The organism is Lunatimonas salinarum, from assembly GCF_017811155.1.
Taxonomy (GTDB): Bacteria; Bacteroidota; Bacteroidia; order Cytophagales; family Cyclobacteriaceae; genus Lunatimonas; species Lunatimonas salinarum.
Genome location: NZ_JACVCV010000012.1, coordinates 86,876 through 107,273, shown reverse-complemented (window position 1 = coordinate 107,273; position 20,398 = coordinate 86,876). Strand labels below are relative to the sequence as shown.

General features: G+C 45.5%; 14 protein-coding genes and 1 riboswitch. Of the genes, 4 read left to right on the top strand and 10 right to left on the bottom strand.

The window, feature by feature from the left end; all coding sequences use genetic code 11:
* Positions 1-26 precede the first annotated feature (26 nt).
* The 4 genes from IAQ59_RS15300 to alaS form a co-directional block, all read right to left on the bottom strand.
* Positions 27-497, bottom strand: coding sequence for a nucleoid-structuring protein H-NS (locus tag IAQ59_RS15300; RefSeq protein ID WP_209331704.1), 471 nt, complete (start codon positions 495-497; stop codon positions 27-29).
* Positions 498-769: 272 nt separating this feature from the next.
* On the bottom strand, positions 770-1,891 hold the full coding sequence (locus IAQ59_RS15295; RefSeq protein ID WP_209331703.1) for a TlpA disulfide reductase family protein: 1,122 nt from the start codon (positions 1,889-1,891) through the stop codon (positions 770-772).
* Between the two features lie 6 nt (positions 1,892-1,897).
* Positions 1,898-3,379, bottom strand: coding sequence for an Asp-tRNA(Asn)/Glu-tRNA(Gln) amidotransferase subunit GatB (gatB, locus tag IAQ59_RS15290; RefSeq protein WP_209331702.1), 1,482 nt, complete (start codon positions 3,377-3,379; stop codon positions 1,898-1,900).
* 83 nt (positions 3,380-3,462) lie between these two features.
* On the bottom strand, positions 3,463-6,087 hold the full coding sequence (gene alaS / locus IAQ59_RS15285; RefSeq protein ID WP_209331701.1) for an alanine--tRNA ligase: 2,625 nt from the start codon (positions 6,085-6,087) through the stop codon (positions 3,463-3,465).
* Positions 6,088-6,243: 156 nt separating this feature from the next.
* On the opposite strand from alaS, the gene IAQ59_RS15280 reads away from it, so the two are divergent.
* The 3 genes from IAQ59_RS15280 (at position 6,244) to dprA (ending at position 8,811) form a co-directional block, all read left to right on the top strand.
* Entirely contained in the window at positions 6,244-7,221 is a 978-nt protein-coding gene (locus tag IAQ59_RS15280; protein WP_209331700.1) for a M23 family metallopeptidase, read from the top strand.
* A gap of 122 nt (positions 7,222-7,343) precedes the next feature.
* Entirely contained in the window at positions 7,344-7,694 is a 351-nt protein-coding gene (locus IAQ59_RS15275) for a MerR family transcriptional regulator (protein ID WP_209331699.1), read from the top strand.
* Positions 7,678-8,811 (top strand): DNA-processing protein DprA, encoded by a 1,134-nt coding sequence (dprA, locus tag IAQ59_RS15270; RefSeq protein ID WP_209331698.1) that lies wholly within the window; start codon positions 7,678-7,680, stop codon positions 8,809-8,811. Before IAQ59_RS15275 ends, dprA begins: the two co-directional genes overlap by 17 nt.
* 40 nt (positions 8,812-8,851) lie before the next feature.
* Here the strand turns inward: dprA and metF are convergent, their stop codons facing one another.
* The 5 genes from metF to IAQ59_RS15245 form a co-directional block, all read right to left on the bottom strand.
* A complete protein-coding gene (gene metF / locus IAQ59_RS15265) occupies positions 8,852-9,805 on the bottom strand; it encodes a methylenetetrahydrofolate reductase [NAD(P)H] (RefSeq protein ID WP_209331697.1) in 954 nt (317 codons plus the stop codon).
* Between the two features lie 69 nt (positions 9,806-9,874).
* Positions 9,875-12,589, bottom strand: coding sequence for a methionine synthase (gene metH, locus IAQ59_RS15260; protein ID WP_209331696.1), 2,715 nt, complete (start codon positions 12,587-12,589; stop codon positions 9,875-9,877).
* Positions 12,590-12,594: 5 nt separating this feature from the next.
* On the bottom strand, positions 12,595-13,635 hold the full coding sequence (locus IAQ59_RS15255) for a homocysteine S-methyltransferase family protein (protein ID WP_209331695.1): 1,041 nt from the start codon (positions 13,633-13,635) through the stop codon (positions 12,595-12,597).
* Positions 13,636-13,708: 73 nt separating this feature from the next.
* Positions 13,709-13,811, bottom strand: a riboswitch (SAM riboswitch).
* 95 nt (positions 13,812-13,906) lie between these two features.
* A complete protein-coding gene (locus IAQ59_RS15250; protein ID WP_209331694.1) occupies positions 13,907-14,812 on the bottom strand; it encodes an endonuclease I family protein in 906 nt (301 codons plus the stop codon).
* A 15-nt stretch (positions 14,813-14,827) separates the two neighbouring features.
* Positions 14,828-16,102, bottom strand: coding sequence for a hypothetical protein (locus IAQ59_RS15245; protein ID WP_245189630.1), 1,275 nt, complete (start codon positions 16,100-16,102; stop codon positions 14,828-14,830).
* A 103-nt stretch (positions 16,103-16,205) separates the two neighbouring features.
* Between IAQ59_RS15245 and IAQ59_RS22520 the strand changes: the two genes are divergently transcribed.
* Complete coding sequence (locus IAQ59_RS22520) at positions 16,206-16,328, top strand: hypothetical protein (RefSeq protein ID WP_280867778.1); 123 nt, start codon at positions 16,206-16,208, stop codon at positions 16,326-16,328.
* 29 nt (positions 16,329-16,357) lie between these two features.
* On the opposite strand, the gene IAQ59_RS15240 is transcribed toward IAQ59_RS22520, so the two are convergent.
* Positions 16,358-20,278, bottom strand: coding sequence for a PAS domain S-box protein (locus IAQ59_RS15240; protein WP_209331693.1), 3,921 nt, complete (start codon positions 20,276-20,278; stop codon positions 16,358-16,360).
* Between the last annotated feature and the right edge of the window lie 120 nt (positions 20,279-20,398).

The window sequence follows — 20,398 nt, the reverse complement described above, 5'->3', positions numbered from 1 at the left end:
ATTGTTTGCAGCTTATCGTTTGTAAATTACCTTCTTCTAAGTTCTAATTCTGTCACTCTACCGCTTCCGTCTAACCGGATATCGCTGATAAAGTTCAAGTTCTTCTTGGTGTCCTTTAAATAATTCAAGTACTTGTCTATAGTCGTTGGTTCATCATAATCTTTGATACCCGATTCTTCGTGAATGACAATCAATACCGGTGTATTCTGATTTGAAAACATGCCCAGTGCTTCACGAATGGTGTTGTTTGCACTATTGACATTTGATGCATTCACAATAGCATTAAAATAGCCTTCAAGCTTACCAGCTGCTACTTCTTCAGCAGATGGGGCTGGCGGTGCAGGTTTCGGTGCAGGAGCAGGTTCCTCTACGGGTACCGGCGCAGGGGCGGCTTCTACTACCTTTTTCTTACTCTTACAGGCTCCTAATGCCAATAATCCAATCAGCATCATGGTTAACAACCGGTTCATTGGGAAATTAAAACTTGTTCTTTTCATGTTTAACTTTAATAGATAGTGTGGAAATTTAAAGTGCTTATCCAGGGTTATGTGCTGGCTACATTTATATAAAACCTTTAAGTACTTTATTGGGTGATCGGGTAATTAGATAATTAAGTTTTAAGCTTCAAGTCAATTTTGATTCATTGATAATCTGCCGTCATAAATTTGCCTTTAGATGAATTGTCCGTGAGATTCCTTGCTTTCAAGGTGCGAATATATAAGATTCTTTGACATTCAGGAAAACATTTTTCCAGCGGTTGAAAAACAATTTAATCGAACAACTCCGCCAATTTATTTTCGAGTGTAATGCCCCGCAAATCCTTTGCCAAGATGTTTCCATCCGGATCTACCATATAGGTAGCGGGAATCGCGTTAATCTGATAGGTTGCCGCAGCCTCTGAATTGAAGTATTTTAGATCCGAAACCTGAGTCCATTTTAACCCGTCTTCCTCGATGGCTTTTATCCACATATCTTTGGTTCTATCCAAGGAAACGCCGAACACTTCAAAACCTTTGTCTTTGTACTTCTCATAAAGTCTCACTACGTTCGGGTTTTCATCTCTACATGGCTTACACCACCCAGCCCAAAAATCTATCAACACATATTTCCCTTTCAGATCCGATAGTTTAACCAGATTCCCATCCGGGTCTGGAAGTTCAATTTCAGGTGCAGGTTGCCCAATGGAAAGTGCCCTCAGTTCTTCCAGCTCCTGCTTCCACGAGCTGATCATCTTCATATCCGGATATCGCTGGGCCAACACATCCACCAAACTATCCAAATAGGCAAAGTCGTTCCTGGGATTTAGCATGCCCAGACCGGCCAATGCCGCAAAGCTACCTTCCATCCCGTTGATCACCTCTTTGAGGCGTTGCGCATGGTTTGACTCCAGTGCCATGGCCTTTTCTTGGATCCCTCGAATCGCTTGCTGATCCCTATCACCCATCGCCTGGTAGTACTCGTCATTCAGCGCATTAATTTCCTCTTGGTAAACCCCCGTCAGATCATCTATCTTACGCAGCATCTGGGTATCCTTCGCTCCGGCAATCTCCAATTCTTCCGTAGCTGCATCGTAGGTAATCTCCACATCTTCGTGGTACAAGGCCAATCGGATCGTCTTTTCGTCAAAGAGATTCAGGTCGTAAAAGGTAGGCCCCTCTAGACTTACTTGATAGGTAAATTTACCGTTCTTATCCAACGCAATCGTATCCAGTACAGATGCGCCCTCTTGGGTATATTCTGAAAGTACCAACACCCCCTCCGGTGCATTTTTGATTTGGCCGGCAACCTCAACCTGTCCGGTAAAGGCTTGCTCCTTTTCCGCACAGGACAACATACCTACGGAAAAAAGCACCAAGAATACCACGTAATTTTGAACTATTTTATTTGTCATTTTCACTTAGTCTAACATTTCGGATAATAACTTCGACGCAACCTTCGGGTCTGCCTTGCCTTGGCTCTTCTTCATCACCTGCCCCATAAACATGCCCATCAACCCTTTCTTTCCCGCACGGTATTCATCAACCTTTTGCGCATTCTCTGCCAGAACCTGTGCAACGATAGGTTTCAGTGAACCCTCGTCACTTTGTTGAATCAAGTTTTGTGCGGTCGCAATTTCCAAGGGAGCTTTATTAGGGTTCCTTAACAGCTCTGGGTAGATTTTTTGAGATGCCGCAGAAAAACTAACCTTTCCTTCGTCAATAAGTTCGATCAGGGCTGCAATACCTGCCGGCCTAATCGGAAAATCCACAATATGCAAGGTGAGCTCATTAAGGTAAGACTTTATGGGACCCATCATCCAATTTGAAGCTGCTTTGTAATTTTTGGTCAATTGACATAAATCTTCAAAATACAAGGCGATCTCTTTGCTATCCGTCAATACCCCGGCATCGTACTCGGGTAAACCGTAGCCTGTAACGAACTTTTCAAAAAGCTCTCTTGGCAAAGGAGGCAAACTGACCTGAATGGCATTTAGCCACTCTTCTGAAACCACCACCGGACTCAGGTCGGGCTCAGGAAAGTAACGGTAATCATTTAAATCCTCCTTGGTTCGCATCCCGCTCGTTGTACCCGACGTAGCATCAAACGTTCTCGTTTCCGATATAATTTCCTCTCCGCTCTCAGCCAGCATAATTTGTCGTTCAAACTCATGCTCTATCGCCCTTGCCACATTCCGGAAGGAGTTCATATTTTTAACTTCTACCTTTTTACCAAACTCGGTGGTGCCGTGCAGGCGAATAGAGACGTTGGCATCACAGCGCAACGAACCCTCTTCCATATTGCCGTCACAAATATCCAGGTATTTAACAAGCTTTTTAATCTCTGTCAAAAACTGATATGCTTCTTCCGAAGATCGCATGTCCGGTTCAGAAACAATCTCTATCAAAGGCACTCCGGCCCGGTTAAAGTCTACCAGGGTATCTACTTCACCGGCCAAATGGATGGATTTACCAGCATCCTCCTCCAAGTGAATTCGGGTGAGGGCAACGGTTTTCCGCTCCCCACTGCCGAGGATAATGGGAACCTTCCCACCTACACAAATGGGATCTTTATCTTGCGTAATTTGATATCCCTTTGGGAGGTCGGGATAAAAATAGTTCTTGCGCGCAAAAATATTTCTACGGGTAATCCGAGAATCACAGGCAAGGCCCATTTTGACGGCAAACTCTACAGCCCGCTTATTAACTTTTGGCAATGTTCCGGGATGGCCCAGTGTAATGACTGATATATTGGTATTGGGCATGTTTCCAAACATGGTGGAATCAGCGGTATACATTTTACTGTTTGTCAGCAGCTGAGCGTGAACTTCTAACCCGATGACCAATTCGTACTTTTGCTTAACCTCAGGTTCTAAGGTTCTTTGTCTTTTTTCTTCAATCATAGCCAATTCACTGATTTGGGGATCAAAAATGGTAGAGATTTGACCCAAAACCAAATCTTTACAATCATTAATTACATCAACGGTCAGGAAAACATCTCCCTAGCCTGCTCCTCCACCCGGGCGAGCCCGGCGAGGTTTTTGCCACCAGCCGTCGCAAAAAACGGCTGTCCTCCGCCTCCTCCCTGGATATGCCTGGCCAACTCTCTAACGATCTTGCCAGCATCAAGTTTCTTTTCATCCACCAGTTCCTCGGCAATCACCACGGCAATCTGCGGTTTTCCGGATATATCCGCTGCAAACACACCCAAAAACCGCTCTCGTTCGTTCTTTAGCTCAAAAGCTAATTTTTTAAGAGCATCCGCATGGGGCAATACAACCTGTGCCACCAATACCTCCATATCCTCTACGGATTGAATATCGCCAATCAAGTTAGCCTTTAAACGAGAAGCTTCCTGCAGCTGCATCGCCTCGAGTTCCTTGCGAAGCTCACTCTTTTCCTTGAGAAGCCCCGCCACACTCTTCTCCAAATCTCGCGGCGATTTCATCATTTCCTGAACCTCTCGAAGTATCCTTAACTGCGTATTCACATAGGCCTCTGCCTGGCTTCCTGTCACCGCCTCTATCCTTCTAACTCCAGCGGATATGGAACCTTCCGTTACTATTTTAAAATACCCGATATTTCCGGTAGCCCGAACATGCGTTCCGCCGCATAACTCTACCGAAAAATCACGTCCAAAGGTAATCACCCGAACAAACTCACCGTATTTCTCTCCAAACAATGCCGTGGCACCCATCGTTTTGGCCTTATCTATGGGTATATTCCGAAGTTCCTCCAAACCGATGTTATCTCGTATTTTTTCATTGACGATCGCTTCCACCTGCTCAATTTCGTCATCGGTCATCTTGGCAAAATGAGAGAAATCAAACCTCAACACTTCATCATTTACCAATGACCCCCTCTGCTGTACATGATCGCCCAACACCGCCCGCAATGCCGCCTGCAACAAGTGGGTAGCAGAATGGTTTTTCATAATCTGTTGGTGCCTTGGCTGGTCTACTTCGCACCAAAAAACGGCTTCTGGGTCAGCGGGAATCCGATCGACCAGATGAACAATGAGCTCGTTTTCCTTTTTGGTGTCCAAAACCTGCAGGGTTTCTGTATCGCTGTAAATGGTTCCTCTGTCTCCAACCTGACCACCACTCTCGGCATAAAAGGGTGTACGATCCAACACGAGTTGAAACTTCTTACCCTTTTTCTCTACGATTTCCCGATATTTGACGATCCTACTTTGGGAGGTTAGTTGGTCGTATCCTACAAACTCCGTACCTTCTTCGGTAGCAACCATTATCCAATCTTTCGTTTCCTGCTCGGCAGCCGCCCTGGAACGGTCCTTTTGACGTACCATTGCCTGGGCAAATCCCGCCTCATCCACTGAGTACCCTCCCTCACGTGCAATCAATGAGGTGAGATCCAATGGAAATCCATAGGTATCATACAATTCAAACGCCTGTTCACCTGGAATGACGTGCTTGCCCGACTGTGCGAGCTCCGATTTGATCAAATCCAAAATCTTCAGGCCTTTTTCCAAGGTCCTCAGAAAAGACTGCTCCTCTTCTAAGATAACCTTAGACACAAAATCCAGTTGATCGGATACTTCCGGAAAAACTTCTCCGAAATGATGGGCCAGTGTGGGCATTAGTCTATGAAGAAAAGGCTGCTTAAAGCCCAAAAATGTGTACCCATACCGAACCGCTCTACGAAGGATTCTTCGGATCACATAGCCGGCTTTGTTATTGGAGGGAAGCTGACCGTCTGCAATGGTAAACGCTATTGCCCGAATATGATCCACGATCACCCGAAATGCGATATCCACGCTTTCCTCATCGCCATAGCTTATCCCGGAAAGCTCTTCGACCTTTGCAATGAACGGGGTAAAAAGATCCGAATCATAATTGGAGTGTTTCCACTGAATGGCTCTAACCAACCGCTCCAAACCCATACCTGTATCAACGTGCTTTGCGGGCAGCTCTTTTAAGGAGCCGTCTTGGGTGCGATTGAATTGAATAAAAACCAAATTCCAAATCTCGATGACTTGGGGATGGTCTTGATTCACCAAATCTTTTCCATCAAGACTGCTACGCTCCTTATCTGTCCGTAAGTCAATGTGTATCTCTGAACAGGGACCACATGGACCTGTTTCTCCCATCTCCCAAAAATTATCCTTCTTGGATCCAAATAATATTCTGTCCCTATCGATCCAATCGGCCCATAATTCCACAGCTTCCTGATCCTGCTCCAAACCATCGCCCGTATCACCACCAAATACCGTCACATACAGGCGATCTACTGGCAGCTTATACACTTTAGTAAGCAGTTCCCATGCCCATTCGATAGCTTCCTTTTTAAAATAGTCTCCGAATGACCAATTTCCAAGCATCTCAAACATGGTGTGGTGGTAGGTATCCACGCCCACCTCTTCCAAATCATTGTGCTTTCCCGAAACCCTAAGGCACTTTTGGCTGTTAGCTACCCGAGGAACTGCTGGCACCTCATTTCCAAGAAAATAATCCTTAAACTGGTTCATGCCTGCATTGGTAAACATCAGCGTGGGATCGTTTTTCACAACAATTGGTGCAGAACGAACAAATTGATGCCCTTTGGATTCAAAAAATTCGATAAAAGTGCTTCTTATTTGTTTTGCGTGCATGGTCTAATTGCTTATTTGACTATATTGGAAATCGTGTTAGGAAATTGTCTATATTTGCGGATCTAAGAGCGGGCAAATCAGCCCTTCTGAGATGCTTTCCGCCCCTTTTTTTCAAAAGGAATACAAAATTAGAAGTTTTACCATTGAATATACTACATGAGTAGAATAAAATATTATTACGATCCGAAGACGTGTAAATACGAACGATATGTACGCAGTAAATGGGATATCACCTTAAATTCGCTTGGATTTTTATCGTTGGCATCCTTGTTGGCAGTCGGCATTTTAATCGTTTTTAGCCATTATTTTGATAGTCCCAAAGAACTGTTACTGAAAAGGGAAAATAAGGAATTAAAGTTGTACTACGATTTAATGGATCAGGAAATCGGCCGCCTCACCGCCATGATGGAAGACCTACAGGAACGGGACGATAACCTCTACCGAGTAATTTTTGAGTCAGAACCGATTCCAAACTCAGTGCGCAGGGCGGGATATGGAGGTACAGACCGCTTCCAAGAAATCAAAGACAAAGGACTGAACCAGGAAAAGATGATCATTTCGGTGATGGAAAAACTGGAGAGCCTCAAAAAACAAATGTTCGTACAGTCCCGTTCTTACGACGAACTTTCCGAAACAGCACTAAACAAAGAAGAATACTGGGCATCAATCCCCGCCATTCAGCCCATCCACAACGAAGAGCTCAATAGATTAGCCTCAGGGTACGGCATGCGTATCCACCCCATTCTTAAAGTGCGAAAAATGCACACTGGTGTTGATTTCTCCGCCCCCAAAGGGACCCCAATATATGTCACAGGAGATGGGGTCGTAAAAACGGTGCGTACGGAATTCGGCGGTTACGGTAAACACATTGAAATTGACCATGGGTTCGGCTTTGTGACCAGATATGCCCATATGAATGATTTCGGTGTAAAGGTAGGTCAGCGAGTAAAACGGGGAGACCAAATTGGAACTGTGGGAAATACGGGTTCGTCCACGGCTCCACATGTCCACTACGAGGTTATCAAAGACGGCAAATACATGAACCCTGTCAATTACTTCTTCAAAGATTTGGAACCAGCTGAGTTTGACAAAATCTTGGAATTGGCGTCAAGGGAAAACCAATCGCTATCCTAGTACGGAGAGCTTCACTGGAACCTACATGGGGCAAAAACCTTTCAGGAAATCAGGAAATGTTTCCGGATTTTCCGAAAGGTTTTTTTATTGATATTGATTAATTTTGGTAAAAAAATCGAGATTTGCCGTACCGGGAACGTGACATAGAGAAGAAATACTACTCGATCGGAGAGGTTGCTGAGCATTTTAAGGTAGCCACTTCCCTGATACGCTATTGGGAAGGAGAATTTGACATCATTCGACCAAAAAAGGACAAGAAAGGAAACCGCCGGTTTACGACCGACGACATAGAAAAAATCCGGTTGATCTACCATCTTGTGAAGGAAAAGGGATATACGCTTCAGGGGGCACAGGATATCATCAAAAGGGACCTGCACCAGATTCCCGACAAAGCGGCAATGATAAACAGGCTAAATCAGATTAAGCATTTTTTGATTGAAATCAGGGAAAATCTCAATGGAAAAGACGATTGATGAAGACCTCTTACATGCTGTGGCCCTGAGCCTTGTCCCCCAACTTGGCCCCGGGATTTATAAAAATATCGTCAGTTACAGCGGATCTGCTAGGCAGTTTTTTAATATGACAAAAGGAAGAGCTGGCAAAATCCCTGGGGTAGGCCCCAAATTGCTGGGTCAGTTAACCGACAAAACCACCTATCTCAGGGCAGCGCACGCTTTGTTGGAGGAAGCACTGAAGATGGATATCTCAGTGACTACCTATTTGGACAAATCCTTTCCCCAGCGTTTAAAATCATTTCCAGATTCCCCCATATTGCTATTTTCCCGCGGGCAATTAAACCTCAATCCCGCTCGTACTGTAGGCATTGTGGGCACCAGAAATGCCACTGCCTACGGCAAGGCCGTTACCGCCAAAATTGTGGAGGACTTAGCGCCCTATCAACCTACCATCATCAGTGGGCTTGCCTATGGCATAGATATTGAAGCCCACCGAGCGGCATTGCAGCACAATCTCCCCACTATTGGCGTACTAGGCACGCCGGTAAACAAAATTTACCCGGCTTACCATGTCCAAATCGCAAATCAAATGATGGAAAGGGGTGGCCTCGTTTCGGAATACAAAGTGGGTTCCCCACTTAAAGCAAGCAATTTCCCCCAAAGAAACCGGATCATTGCAGGCCTTTCAGATGCCTTGATCATCGTGGAAGCTGCCAAAAAAGGCGGAGCCCTCATCACCGCCGAAATTGCCTTCAGCTACAACAAAGAAATTTTTGCAGTACCAGGGAACCTACAATCAACCTATAGCGAAGGATGTAACAACCTAATCCGAACGATGAAAGCAGCCATCTATATGGGTCCAAAGGATATTGCAGATACATTCTCCTGGAGTGTAGGCCAAGAGGAACCAGCCAAAACACCTATCGTGCTGAATTTGGATGATTTTGACCCCATGGAACGCAGCATCCTGCAGCTTCTCTCCGAAGAAAAAGAACTGGACATAGACCAACTAAGCTGGCGATGCCAAATCCCCATTCCTACCCTTGCTTCCATATTGCTTGGCTTGGAATTTCAAGGGCTGTTAAAATCGCTCCCTGGAAAGAAATACCAATGGGTATCTCAAAAAGGGAGGTAAAACTACCTATTTGAGAGACTTATACAAATCGATAGGCGGGTCAAAAAACCGCTTTGGCTATCCGATAAGTAGCATCTGCCTTACTCATCGTGTAGTAATGAAGGCTAGGCACACCCGCTTTCACCAATTCCCTGCTCTGCTCTATCGCCCAGGCAATCCCCACTTCCTTCACATCTGCATTGGTTTTACAGGTATCCAGCTCATGCATCAGGGCATCCGGTAAATCCAAGAAAAAAGTCCTTGGCAGGTTGACGATCTGCGAAAGGGTGGTGATAGGCTTCAACCCCGGAATGATTGGCACAGTAATTCCAGCAGCTCTGGCCCTTTCCACATAATTGAAATACTTTTGGTTATCAAAAAACATTTGGGTAACTACGTACTCCGCCCCTGCATCAATTTTTTGCTTTAAGTACTTTAGGTCATAATTTAAACTGGGTGCTTCAAAGTGCTTTTCGGGATAACCTGCCACACCAATGCAAAAATCCGTATGGAAGCCTGTTTCTGTTTCATCATGCAGGTAAATGCCGTTGTTCATGTCAGAAATCTGCTTTACCAACTCATACGCATATCGGTGCCCATCTTCCTCAGCGATGAATTTTCCCTCCGACTTATCGGCATCTCCTCTAAGAGCCAACACATTCTGAACCCCGATAAATTCAAGGTCGATAAGGGCATTTTCAGTTTCTTCCTTTGAAAACCCGCCACACAATAGGTGGGGAACAGGTGCCACGTGAAACCGGTTCATCAATGCTGCGCATATCCCTACGGTACCTGGCCTTTTCTTTGTACTTACCTTCTGCAGCAAGCCTCCGGGATGCTGTTTGTAGATGTATTCTTCTCGGTGGTAAGTAACATCTACAAAGGGAGGCTTAAACTCCATCAAAGGTTCAATGCCAGCCAGCATATCGTGCAGGCTCTGACCTTTCAACGGAGGTAAAATTTCGAAAGAAAAGAGCGTTTTCTTCGCCTGATCAATATATTCTGTAATTTTCATAACCTGTCGGCACTTCCGCCGTTCCTAGTTGGGTGCTAATTATTGATTTTGTGATACGGTGATGGGCAGTCAGACTTCGGCCGTAACCTTTGGCATATATCCCAAATTAGGAGAGAGCCAACGTTCGGCCTGTTCCTTAGAGACGCCCTTTCTGGCAGCATAATCGATTACTTGATCCTCTCCTATCTTTCCTAGCCCAAAATACTTGCTTTCGGGGTGCCCAAAATAAAATCCGCTCACCGAAGAAGTAGGATACATCGCGTAGCTATCCGTCAACGTAATCCCGATGCGTTGCTCCGCTTCCAACAAATCAAACAAGGTACGCTTTTCAGAGTGCTCCGGACAGGCTGGGTAGCCTGGTGCAGGGCGTATGCCCTTGTATGCCTCTTGAATAAGCTCGTCATTGCTAAGGGTCTCCTCCGGCGAATAACCCCAATACTCCTTCCGAACCAGGAAATGTACATACTCTGCACAGGCTTCAGCCAATCGATCGGCCAAAGCCTTTAACATGATGTCGTTGTAGTCGTCCCCTTCGATGGCAAATTCCTCCAACTTGGCCTCTATACCCAATCCGGCTGTTACCGCAAAGCAACCCAGGTAATCAGTATCCGTCGGGTGGATAAAATCTACCAAACTTCTGTTTGGCACACCTTTCCCCTTCTTACCCTGCTGTCGCAGAAAGGAAAATTTTCGGGGTGAATCACCCGAAAATTCACCTGAAACAACGACATCTTCACCCTGTCGGACCACCGGAAAGAGACCGATCACTGCTTTGGCTGTAAGCCATTTTTCAGCCACGATCCTGTCCAACATGGCGTTTGCTTCATCAAATAGGCGCCGAGCCTCAGCGCCCACTACCGGATTATCCAATATTTTAGGATACTTCCCGGACAACATCCACGTACTGAAAAAGGGCGTCCAGTCAATGTAGCCACGTAAGGTTTGCAAGGGTATGTTCTCAAGCGTTGTGACTCCCAATTTTCTGGGCCTTACCGGAGTGAAGCCATCCCAATCTAGTTGTGTAGGGTTTAATTTTGCTTCTTCAAAGGAAGCCATTTGTTTTAGCTCCTGCTTGGCTTCGTGCGCTATCCTCAGCTGTCGATAGGTTTCTTTGATTTGGACCCGATAGGCATCCCTCGTGCCTTCGTTTATAGCTTCTCCGGCTATAGGTACTGACTTGGATGCATCGGTCACGTGAACCACCGTACCGGAGTACACCGGATCAATCTTAACAGCAGTATGTATTCTCGATGTAGTAGCCCCACCAATCAAGAGCGGTATCTTTAGACCTCTGCGTTCCATTTCAGACGCTACATGCACCATTTCATCGAGCGAAGGCGTAATCAGACCACTTAGCCCGATTATATCTACCCCTTGAGCTACCGCTTCATCCAAAATTCTTTCTGCCTCCACCATCACACCTAAATCGACGATGTGGTAGCTATTGCACGCCAAAACCACCCCTACAATATTTTTCCCAATATCATGGACATCTCCCTTCACCGTGGCGAGGAGTATTTTTTTAATAGATGAAGATCCATTTTCACGGTATCCAACCTCGCCCGCCTTGGGCATAAATGGTTCCAAGTAGGCAACTGCCTTTTTCATCACACGGGCGCTTTTAACCACTTGGGGCAAAAACATCTTCCCTTCTCCGAATAAATCTCCTACGACATTCATCCCATCCATCAAGGGGCCTTCGATCACCCTTAGCGGGTCTCCCAAATGAAGCCTTGCCTCCTCTGTGTCTTCGATCACATGGTCTATAATTCCCTTCACCAATGCATACTCGATCCGCTTTGCGATGGGCTCTTGCCTCCATGAATCATCTTGCTTGGCCTTTTTACCACTTGCCTTTACGGTCTCTGCAAAATCCAGCAAACGCTCGGTGGCATCTTCCCTCCTATTCCAGATCACGTCTTCCACGTGTTCCAAAAGGTCCTTTTGAATGTCATCATACACCTCCAGCATGGTGGGGTTGACGATTCCCATATCCATGCCATGTCGGATCGCATGATAGAGAAACACCGCATGCATCGCTTCTCTCACCGGATTATTGCCACGAAAGGAAAAGCTGACGTTACTTACTCCCCCACTCACCTTGGCACCCGGAAGATTTTGCTTGATCCACTTGGTGGCACGGAAAAAATCAATCGCGTTCATTTTGTGCTCATCCATTCCCGTGGCTACCGGAAAAATGTTCGGATCGAATATGATATCCTGGGGATTAAAGCCAACTCGCTGGGTAAGCAATTCATAACTGCGCTTACATATCTCAATTCTCCGTTCGTAGGTATCTGCCTGGCCCTTTTCATCAAAAGCCATCACGACCACTGCGGCACCGAATTTCTTAACTGTCTTGGCCTGCTCTAAAAATTCGTCTTCTCCATTTTTTAAGCTAATGGAATTCACGATGCCCTTGCCCTGCAGGCATTTTAATCCGGCAACGATAATGGAAAACTTAGAGCTGTCCACCATGATGGGGATACGGCTGATTTCGGGCTCCGAAGCTATAAGGTTTAAATATTTCACCATCGCTGCTTCCCCGTCCAACATGGCCTCATCCATACACACATCCAAAATCTGTGCGCCACCTCTCACTTGATCTAAGGCTACCTCCAGCGCCCTATCGTAGTCCCCCTCTAATATTAGCCGGGCGAATTTTTTGGAACCTGTCACGTTGGTTCGTTCACCGATGTTGACAAAATTCAGCTCCGGTGTAAACACCAAGGGTTCAAGGCCTGACAATTTTAATTGGTGGATGTTTATCGGCTTGCTCGTCATGTGATTTACGCTTCAATTTGTTGAAAAACAAGTTTTCTAGGGGGGAAATCCTTGGCCGTCTCTGCTATTAACTTGATATGATCCGGGGTGGTACCACAGCATCCCCCCAAAATATTCACCCAGTTTTGCTCCAAAAATTCCCTTATTTGATCGCGCATCTCTTCCGGTCCTTGGTCATAGGCTCCAAACTCGTTGGGTAATCCCGCATTTGGATACACGCTCACCAAAAAAGGGGCCTCCTCAGCAAGTACTTTCAAATAAGGCCTTAATTCTTTGGCTCCCAGCGCGCAGTTCAGTCCGACACTAAACAACGGGACATGGGAAATCGAAATCAAAAACGCTTCGGTTGTTTGCCCAGAGAGTGTCCTACCAGAGGCGTCGGTGATGGTACCCGATACCATAATGGGGATCCCCCCATCCGATGGCGAAAGTGGTATTGATTTTTCCTCGTAAACTTCCTGTATGGCATATAAAGCCGCCTTTGCATTCAAGGTGTCAAACACGGTTTCTACCAGCAGCATGTCTACCCCCCCATCCAGCAGGCCCCTTACCTGCTCCGAATAGGCGGCCACCAGTTGGTCAAATGTAACGGCACGGTAACCAGGGTCATTGACATCCGGAGACAAACTCGCTGTGCGATTGGTAGGCCCTATCGCCCCAGCCACAAAGCGAGGTTGTTCTGGTGTAAGGGCGGAAAACTCGTCAGCTACTTCCTTCGCAATCTTGGCCGATTGAACATTTAACTCATAAGCCAAATCCTCCAAGCCATAGTCTGCCTGAGCAATAGAGGTACTGCTAAAGGTATTGGTTTCAACAATATCCGAACCCGCTTCAAAATAGGATCGGTGAATCGCTTTGATTATATCCGGCTTGGTGATGGAAAGCAGATCGTTGTTACCCTTTAAGGGCTTTTTTATATGGGAAAGGGAAGGTATCCTGAAATCATCCTCCGTAAGGGAATACCGTTGGATCATGGTGCCCATGGCACCATCCAGAATTAAGATTTTTCGCTCCGCTTGCCGAAGCAATAAGTTGGTTTTTTTCATCGAATAAGCGTTCATTTAACCTTTGCCTACTCAAGAAAGAACCGAAAGAAAAGTGATACTTTTATTATCCTACGGCTCATCTGCTTCCGGAGTATCCGGAACGGGAATTAGCACCTTGTTTGCATCAGGTTGCTAAGACATCTTCGGGCCCTACCCTCCGTCTTTCTTGATAAGCAATCTCAAAATTAGCAGGATTTTCGTTAAAAAATTCTAATGATCGCCAAAAGTTTTCGTCAAAAAGGAGATTCTATGGCTTCAATACCCCTGCAAGTTACTCATTGCCATTATGGTCTAACGACCAAATTGAAAATACCCAATCCGGGTGATCTATAAACGGATTCCTATTTCCCTGGAAATGGGTGAAAATTTGGTCGTTTCGTTGCCGTTCGGTATCGTCTACCGGATCGGTGGCATGCCAGCTCAGTAAGGTAGATAGCTTCCCGAAAAGTGGCCTTTTGTTTTGTCGGGGCAGGACAGAATCCACCAACTCCAAATCGTAGTCCGGACCTTCGTATCGAACTGCCATGTAGAATAGCATTCGAGCAATGTCTCCCTTCACTTCGTCTGGGGGTTCCCAGCTCCAAATGCCCTTACCCTGTTTGTTCCTTGTCTCCACTGTTCCTCCATTGTCAAAATACACCTGCTCACCCATGTGAAAAGAACGGGTGTTTTTTGCAGAATTTACAGACCGGTCAGTTGCGCGTATGTGGTGAAGGTCAGTGTAGGCGGTATCCGATGGATTTGGAAACCCGTGCGACTTAGGCCATACGTGCTCTCTATTCCACGAATCGATCAACGTGTAGCCCGCATCTTCATAAGCAAACCTGGTCCCCCTATCTCTAAAGGAGACGGGCTGAGACCGTCGAGAGTACAACAGGACAATATTCCCTTCCTGATTCGGATCCCCATCGATAACCGGCAAAATTTCCCATAGGTCACCATAAGAAAATCTTTTGTGGTTTCGAATCGCACGATGCAATGCTTGCTTCAAGGGCTCCCCGGTAAGCCCCTTCACACCTGGGTAATAGGTAGCGAGGGTATCAAGGGTACCTAATGTGTTTGTAGCCTCTAACGAATCTCCTTCCTTTGGCAAAACAGGACGATAGACAGCGCAGAACTGAAGCAGTCCAACTGGGACGAATAAAAACAAGGTAATCAAAAATACTCTCTTGCTCATATACATTCACTGCCCTCAGGGACGAACACCCACACTTACCTGCATATAAGGCCCCTTCATAAATTCCCTCATAGGCACACCTCCCAGGTTATACCTACCCAGCGGATATTCATACCCCCCATGCAAGGAATAAACCAAGTCAAAAAGCTTAAGTGACGAAAGCGGCATAACATAGGAAATGATCACCTCTGGTTTCGCCATTAAGCCATGCGCCACGATTGTTCCATCATGGAGGGGTTCCTCAAAAAGTCTTGGAAAATCAGTCTTAAACCTGCTTTCAAGTGTGTACCTGACCCCGCCGTACCCCATCCCACCCAAAACTCCAAGCTCCAGGTTTTTACGCTTGTACAACTGTCTTCCCAAGTTGGCGTAAAACCGAATGCCATTTAGCGTTTGCGCATAGGCCTCATTAGCCGTCCCAAAAGAAGAGAGATTCCAAACCTCCAGCCCATACATCGTGCGCGCATTTTCGCCAATAACTTTCACGCCTATATTTCCTCCTACCTCAGGGAGTGGTTCATAGTTGTTATTTTGTAAAATTTCATTGAATCTAGAATTACTTACCCCATTGGATCCGTAAAAGAAATGAAAGCTCATGGTAGCATCGTTGTAAAAGATATTACGATCTGGAAGGGATATACCGGCACCGACCCTCAAAAAAGCCCCGCTTTGAATATTATCAAAAGCGAGTCCGTTTCGACTCCATGCGCGCTCAAATGGGCTAAAAGAATAACCGAATTTTGCTATCACAGATAAGGTTTCTGCCATAGCGGGGATATCCAAATCATAACCTAATTGGAACCCAATCTCTGTAAGAAATCCACCCAAATACTCGGATCCTTTATGAATGTTGTTTTTGCGAAGGATAAACCCTTGAGCAGGATCGGACAGAATCGCCACCAATTCATCCGGCCTATTGGCCTTAAGCATTTGAAAGTTCATATACCCCACTCCCATGGACATATAATGCAGAAACTGCACCCTGCCCTCCTCGGTAAGTGCGTACCCTACATTAAAGTAAAATCGAGAAGTACGATAATCTATCTCAAAATCCCCATAGTTGGATTTCGGACCATTACTTTGGTATATCTCGGCACCAAAAATGAAATCATTGACACGGGTGTGATAGCCCATCCCGAAAGAGCGATATCCATTCCTAAGCGGAGAAATTCCCTTCTCGGCGAGCATTTCGTTAAACTCCCGGACGTTAGCCCCAGAAGTACCGTAGGTCATGAATAACGATGAACGACGAGAGCTACTTTCTTGCGCATGCAGATGAATAAATGACAAAAAACATCCGAAAATAAGGGAGATAAGACGCATAGCAACCATAGGGAGGCAAAATTACACGCAAAATCCAACAAATCCATGAATCCAATCAGGTTACATCAAAATGGCTTACCAAAGACATCAACCTAAATTGATCCCTACAAAGGTCAGAAAAAACGAAGCAGCGAGAGCCTATACCGAGCCGACTATCATTGTACAAGAGCTGAAAACCAACATCGATCAGTAATCGCTACATTCAAACGTCAAATAATCGGGTCAAAGGTATTTGATAATCTTCGCATACAGGTCTGCGGGATTGAAAGGCTTGGCGACATAGTCGTCCAATCCCGACTGGCCCAATTGTTCTTGTACTTCCGAAAAAGAGGAGGCGGTAAGGGCTATCAAGGGCACACGCTTTCCTTTTCCTTTTTCCTTGGATCGGATTTCCTTTGCCATCTCCAAACCATCCATAACAGGCATCTGTAGGTCTATAAGCAAAATATCAAAGTCCCCACCTTCAAAAAGCTCCAGAGCTACGCGACCATTTGGGGCGAATTCGATTGTTCCTACGCCCCATTTGGTCAGGTATTTCCTAAGCAGAACCTGATTCACCAAATTATCTTCTGCCACCAGAATACTGATGTTTTGCAAATCCTTGAGGACCTGAACTTCCTGCTTACCTTTGGAATAATCCTTCTTGGCCAGATCGAAAGTAAGGTCAAACCTAAAGGAAGTACCCTTTCCCTCAGTAGATGCTACCTTAATATCCGACCCTAATAAAAGTACCAACTTTTTAACAATCGCAAGACCCAATCCGGTACCTCCAAATCTACGGGTGGTGTCCGAACTCGCCTGGGTAAAGGCTTCAAACACGTAATCCAACTTATCGGAAGGTATCCCAATCCCGGTATCTATCACCTGAAAAGTGATCGTTACTTCTTTATCGGTTTGTCTCGCCAGAGTCATTTTAATCTCGACCTTACCAGCCTTGGTAAACTTCACCGCATTGGAAATCAGGTTATTTAAAATCTGCGAAAGGCGCACCGGATCTCCCATAACTTGCCGGGGGAGTTCGTCCGAAACATCAAGCAGCAGCTCCAAGGATTTTTCCCTGATCTGATACGCATAAGAACGGATGATTCGATTGAGGAGATGCTGTGGCTCAAACAATACATACTCCAACTCGACCTTTCCGGAATCTATCTTATTGAAATCCAATATGTCGTTGATCAACCCGAGGAGGTTTTCAGCAGAAAACTGAAGTGTTCGGAGGTTTTCCAGTTGATCCTCTCGTGGATCCTCTTCCAACAACAAATGCGACAGCCCTATCACCGCGTTCATCGGTGTACGAATTTCGTGGCTCATTACCGACAAAAATTGAGATTTGGCTTCCAAGGCCTTCTCAGCCCGCTCTTTGGCTATCAAAAGCTCCCGTTGGGTTTCCTTTAGTTTGGTATTATCCCGAGCTATTCCGGAATAGTACTTCACTTCTCCCTTTTCGTCTTGAATAAGCTTTCCGCTAACACTAAAAATACGGTAAGAACCATCTCTGTGGCGCATTCGGCAGTCAAATATGGGCCTTTGCTCAAAATAAGAAAGGGGATTTTTTTGAGTGAATTGGTCCAAGGCCACCCGGTCATCCGGATGCAAATAATCCAAGAAACCACCACCTGTGAATTCAAAGGTCTCATACCCCAAAAACTGCCTAATATTTGGCGATACGTAGCTTACCGACAGTTCGGTATCTATCGAAAAGATGAGCTCGGTAGATTCCTCGACTAAATTTCGATATTTTTGCTCACTTTTTTCCAGCGCTTGCTGTATAGCCCGCTCACGGGTTATATCACGGATAATACCCAAAAAATACTCCAGTTCATTGCCCTCAAAAATCGGCATGGCGATCAGCTGATAAACCCGCTTCATGTATTTCAGCTCCATGGTGGCCATTTGCCGGCCTTTTTTGGCCTTCTTAAAAAGCGGCAGAATCACGTCAAAATTAGTGGTATTCGCTTCCTTTATTGTTTTCCCCTCAAAGTAGGCCTTTTCCAGACCCCAATACTCAAAATTAGGTCCTTCTGCCACAATGTACCGATAGCCTGGATCTATAAGAAACACATTGGTATAGGGAATATTTGAAGCCAAAACCCTGTATTGGTTCTTGACCTTCTCTATCTCTGCACGATCTTTCTTCTTCTCTGTAATATCCTGAAAAAGTCCCTCGTACCGACAGATTTCCCCGTTAACTACCCTGATTTCACTTACCTTGTCTTCCACCCACAAATAATTGCCTCTTGAGGTTTTGATACGGTACTCACGCGCCCGTGCAGGCTGTTCACTTTGTTTGAATGACGCAAGGTAATCCGCAACGTCTTGGGGATGTATCAAATCCAAAAAACTCACCCCCTCCAATATAAGCTCTTTGGCCTTGTATCCAAACTGATTGATATTCTCCGTTACGTAGGTGATCTGAAAGTGTTTGGTCGGATCCAGTGTAAACAGCACCGCAGGGCTTTTCTCTACGATTAATTTGGCCTTTTTTGCCAACTCCTCACGCTCGCGGTCTTCTGTAATATCATCCACCAAAAACGAAAAACCAATCGGTACGCCTGATTTGCCCTGAATAATAGAAAAATTAGCCCGGCAGTCAAACACCTTTCCCCTGTTATCTTTTAACCGTAGGGTATCCTGGGAGACACCATCCTTTAGGTACTTTTCCGCCAGAGATGTCAGGGTTTCAGTAGGTGCATTAGTCGGCTGAAACAGTTGATCTATACTACCTTTGAATCCACTTTCCAGCCCACTAAGCGCCTGAGCCTCCTTGTTCATGTAGATCACCTGGTAAGACAAATCGGTTACGAATATGGCCTCATTTACTTGGGCTAGAATTTGAGACTCCAACAATAGATTCTCTTCCAAGGCCTTCCGTTCAGTGATGTCTGTGCAGATGCCAAAAACCTCCAACTGCTTTTGTGGGGTAAGCTGATTGACTTGTATACGGTAGGATATTATCCTCTCCTGCTGATTGGGAAGCAAATAACGAAACTCCCCGGAAACCTCCTGACTGGTTTTAAGGACCCTTTTCAATTCCTGTCTGACCAACTTCCGCTCCTCCGGGCCTACTAACTGAAAAAATTCATCCAACGCCATGGAATCATGCTCCTCATCTAGCCCGAATAGTCTCCTAAGCCCCTTAGACAGGTAAATTTTCTTCTCCGAATTCAAAAATCGCCAGGATCCCGACTTGGCCAAAAGCTCCGTTTCCTGCAACAGTTTCTCATTACGGAACCTAGTCGATTTTTCGCGTTGACTGATGATCGCATATCCAAATACCTCTCCCAATCGGACCAACGAATTGAGATTGTCCGAGCCCTCCATCGCGTTGTGTCCGTCCAAATAACTACAAATAAAGAGGATACCCAAAAGTTCATCCTGTACTACAACGGGAACCAAAATCATGGATTGAATACCGCCATCTAACAGTTGATGCCGTTCTGTCGCAGTGGAATTATGGTACCCCATAGAGGAAAAAACCAAATAACCTTCTACGATCAACCGGTCCAAAATTTTTCGCTTTTCTTCAACGGACAGTCCGTCAAATGGCTTATTGGGTGCTTTTACGCCGTCTCTGTGCCATTCATACCCACTCTCAAAAATCCTCTTACCTCGGTCAACCAAAAACAACGCACAGCAATCGGAGTTCAGGTACCTACCTACTACCGAAAGCCCTTCAGCAAATACATCTGAATAAGTTAGGGAATTCTGTAGTAGAAACAGAGTGGAAAGATTGCTCAAAAGCGGATCCAAAAAAACTCCCCTTCCAACCTCCTCGTCGGTATCCGAGTATTCAGGTACTCTCAAAGGAGGCAACGCATCAGGCAGCCCACCGTGCGCTCTGCTTCCCAGTGCAAAACAAACCCTACCCAGCCCATCGATCTGCCGCCCTTCTATCGTCCATGTCATGGATGACCAATCTTCAAATTGTTCATTGATTGAATCTAATTCAAGACCTTCTAGGGCTGAAAAGAAATCGACTAGCCTTTGGCGTAGCTGCCCCTGCGGATCAAAATAAGACTCCCAATCGCATGCTGAACCAAGTGCTCCGTCTGCAAAAAGAATCTTATCCTCTGAAAAAATCAAAAAGACCTCCTGATGACCAAGTCTTCTATCCAACACCTCACTTTGAAATTTAAACCCCATATTGAAAAATAGCTGAATTTACACCATTGGTCGCCAAACCCAATGGTTTCGTTTGAAAGATAAAAGTAATAAAATAAGTTAATTTTATTTAAATCAGGGATTTAAAAAATACCACTACGC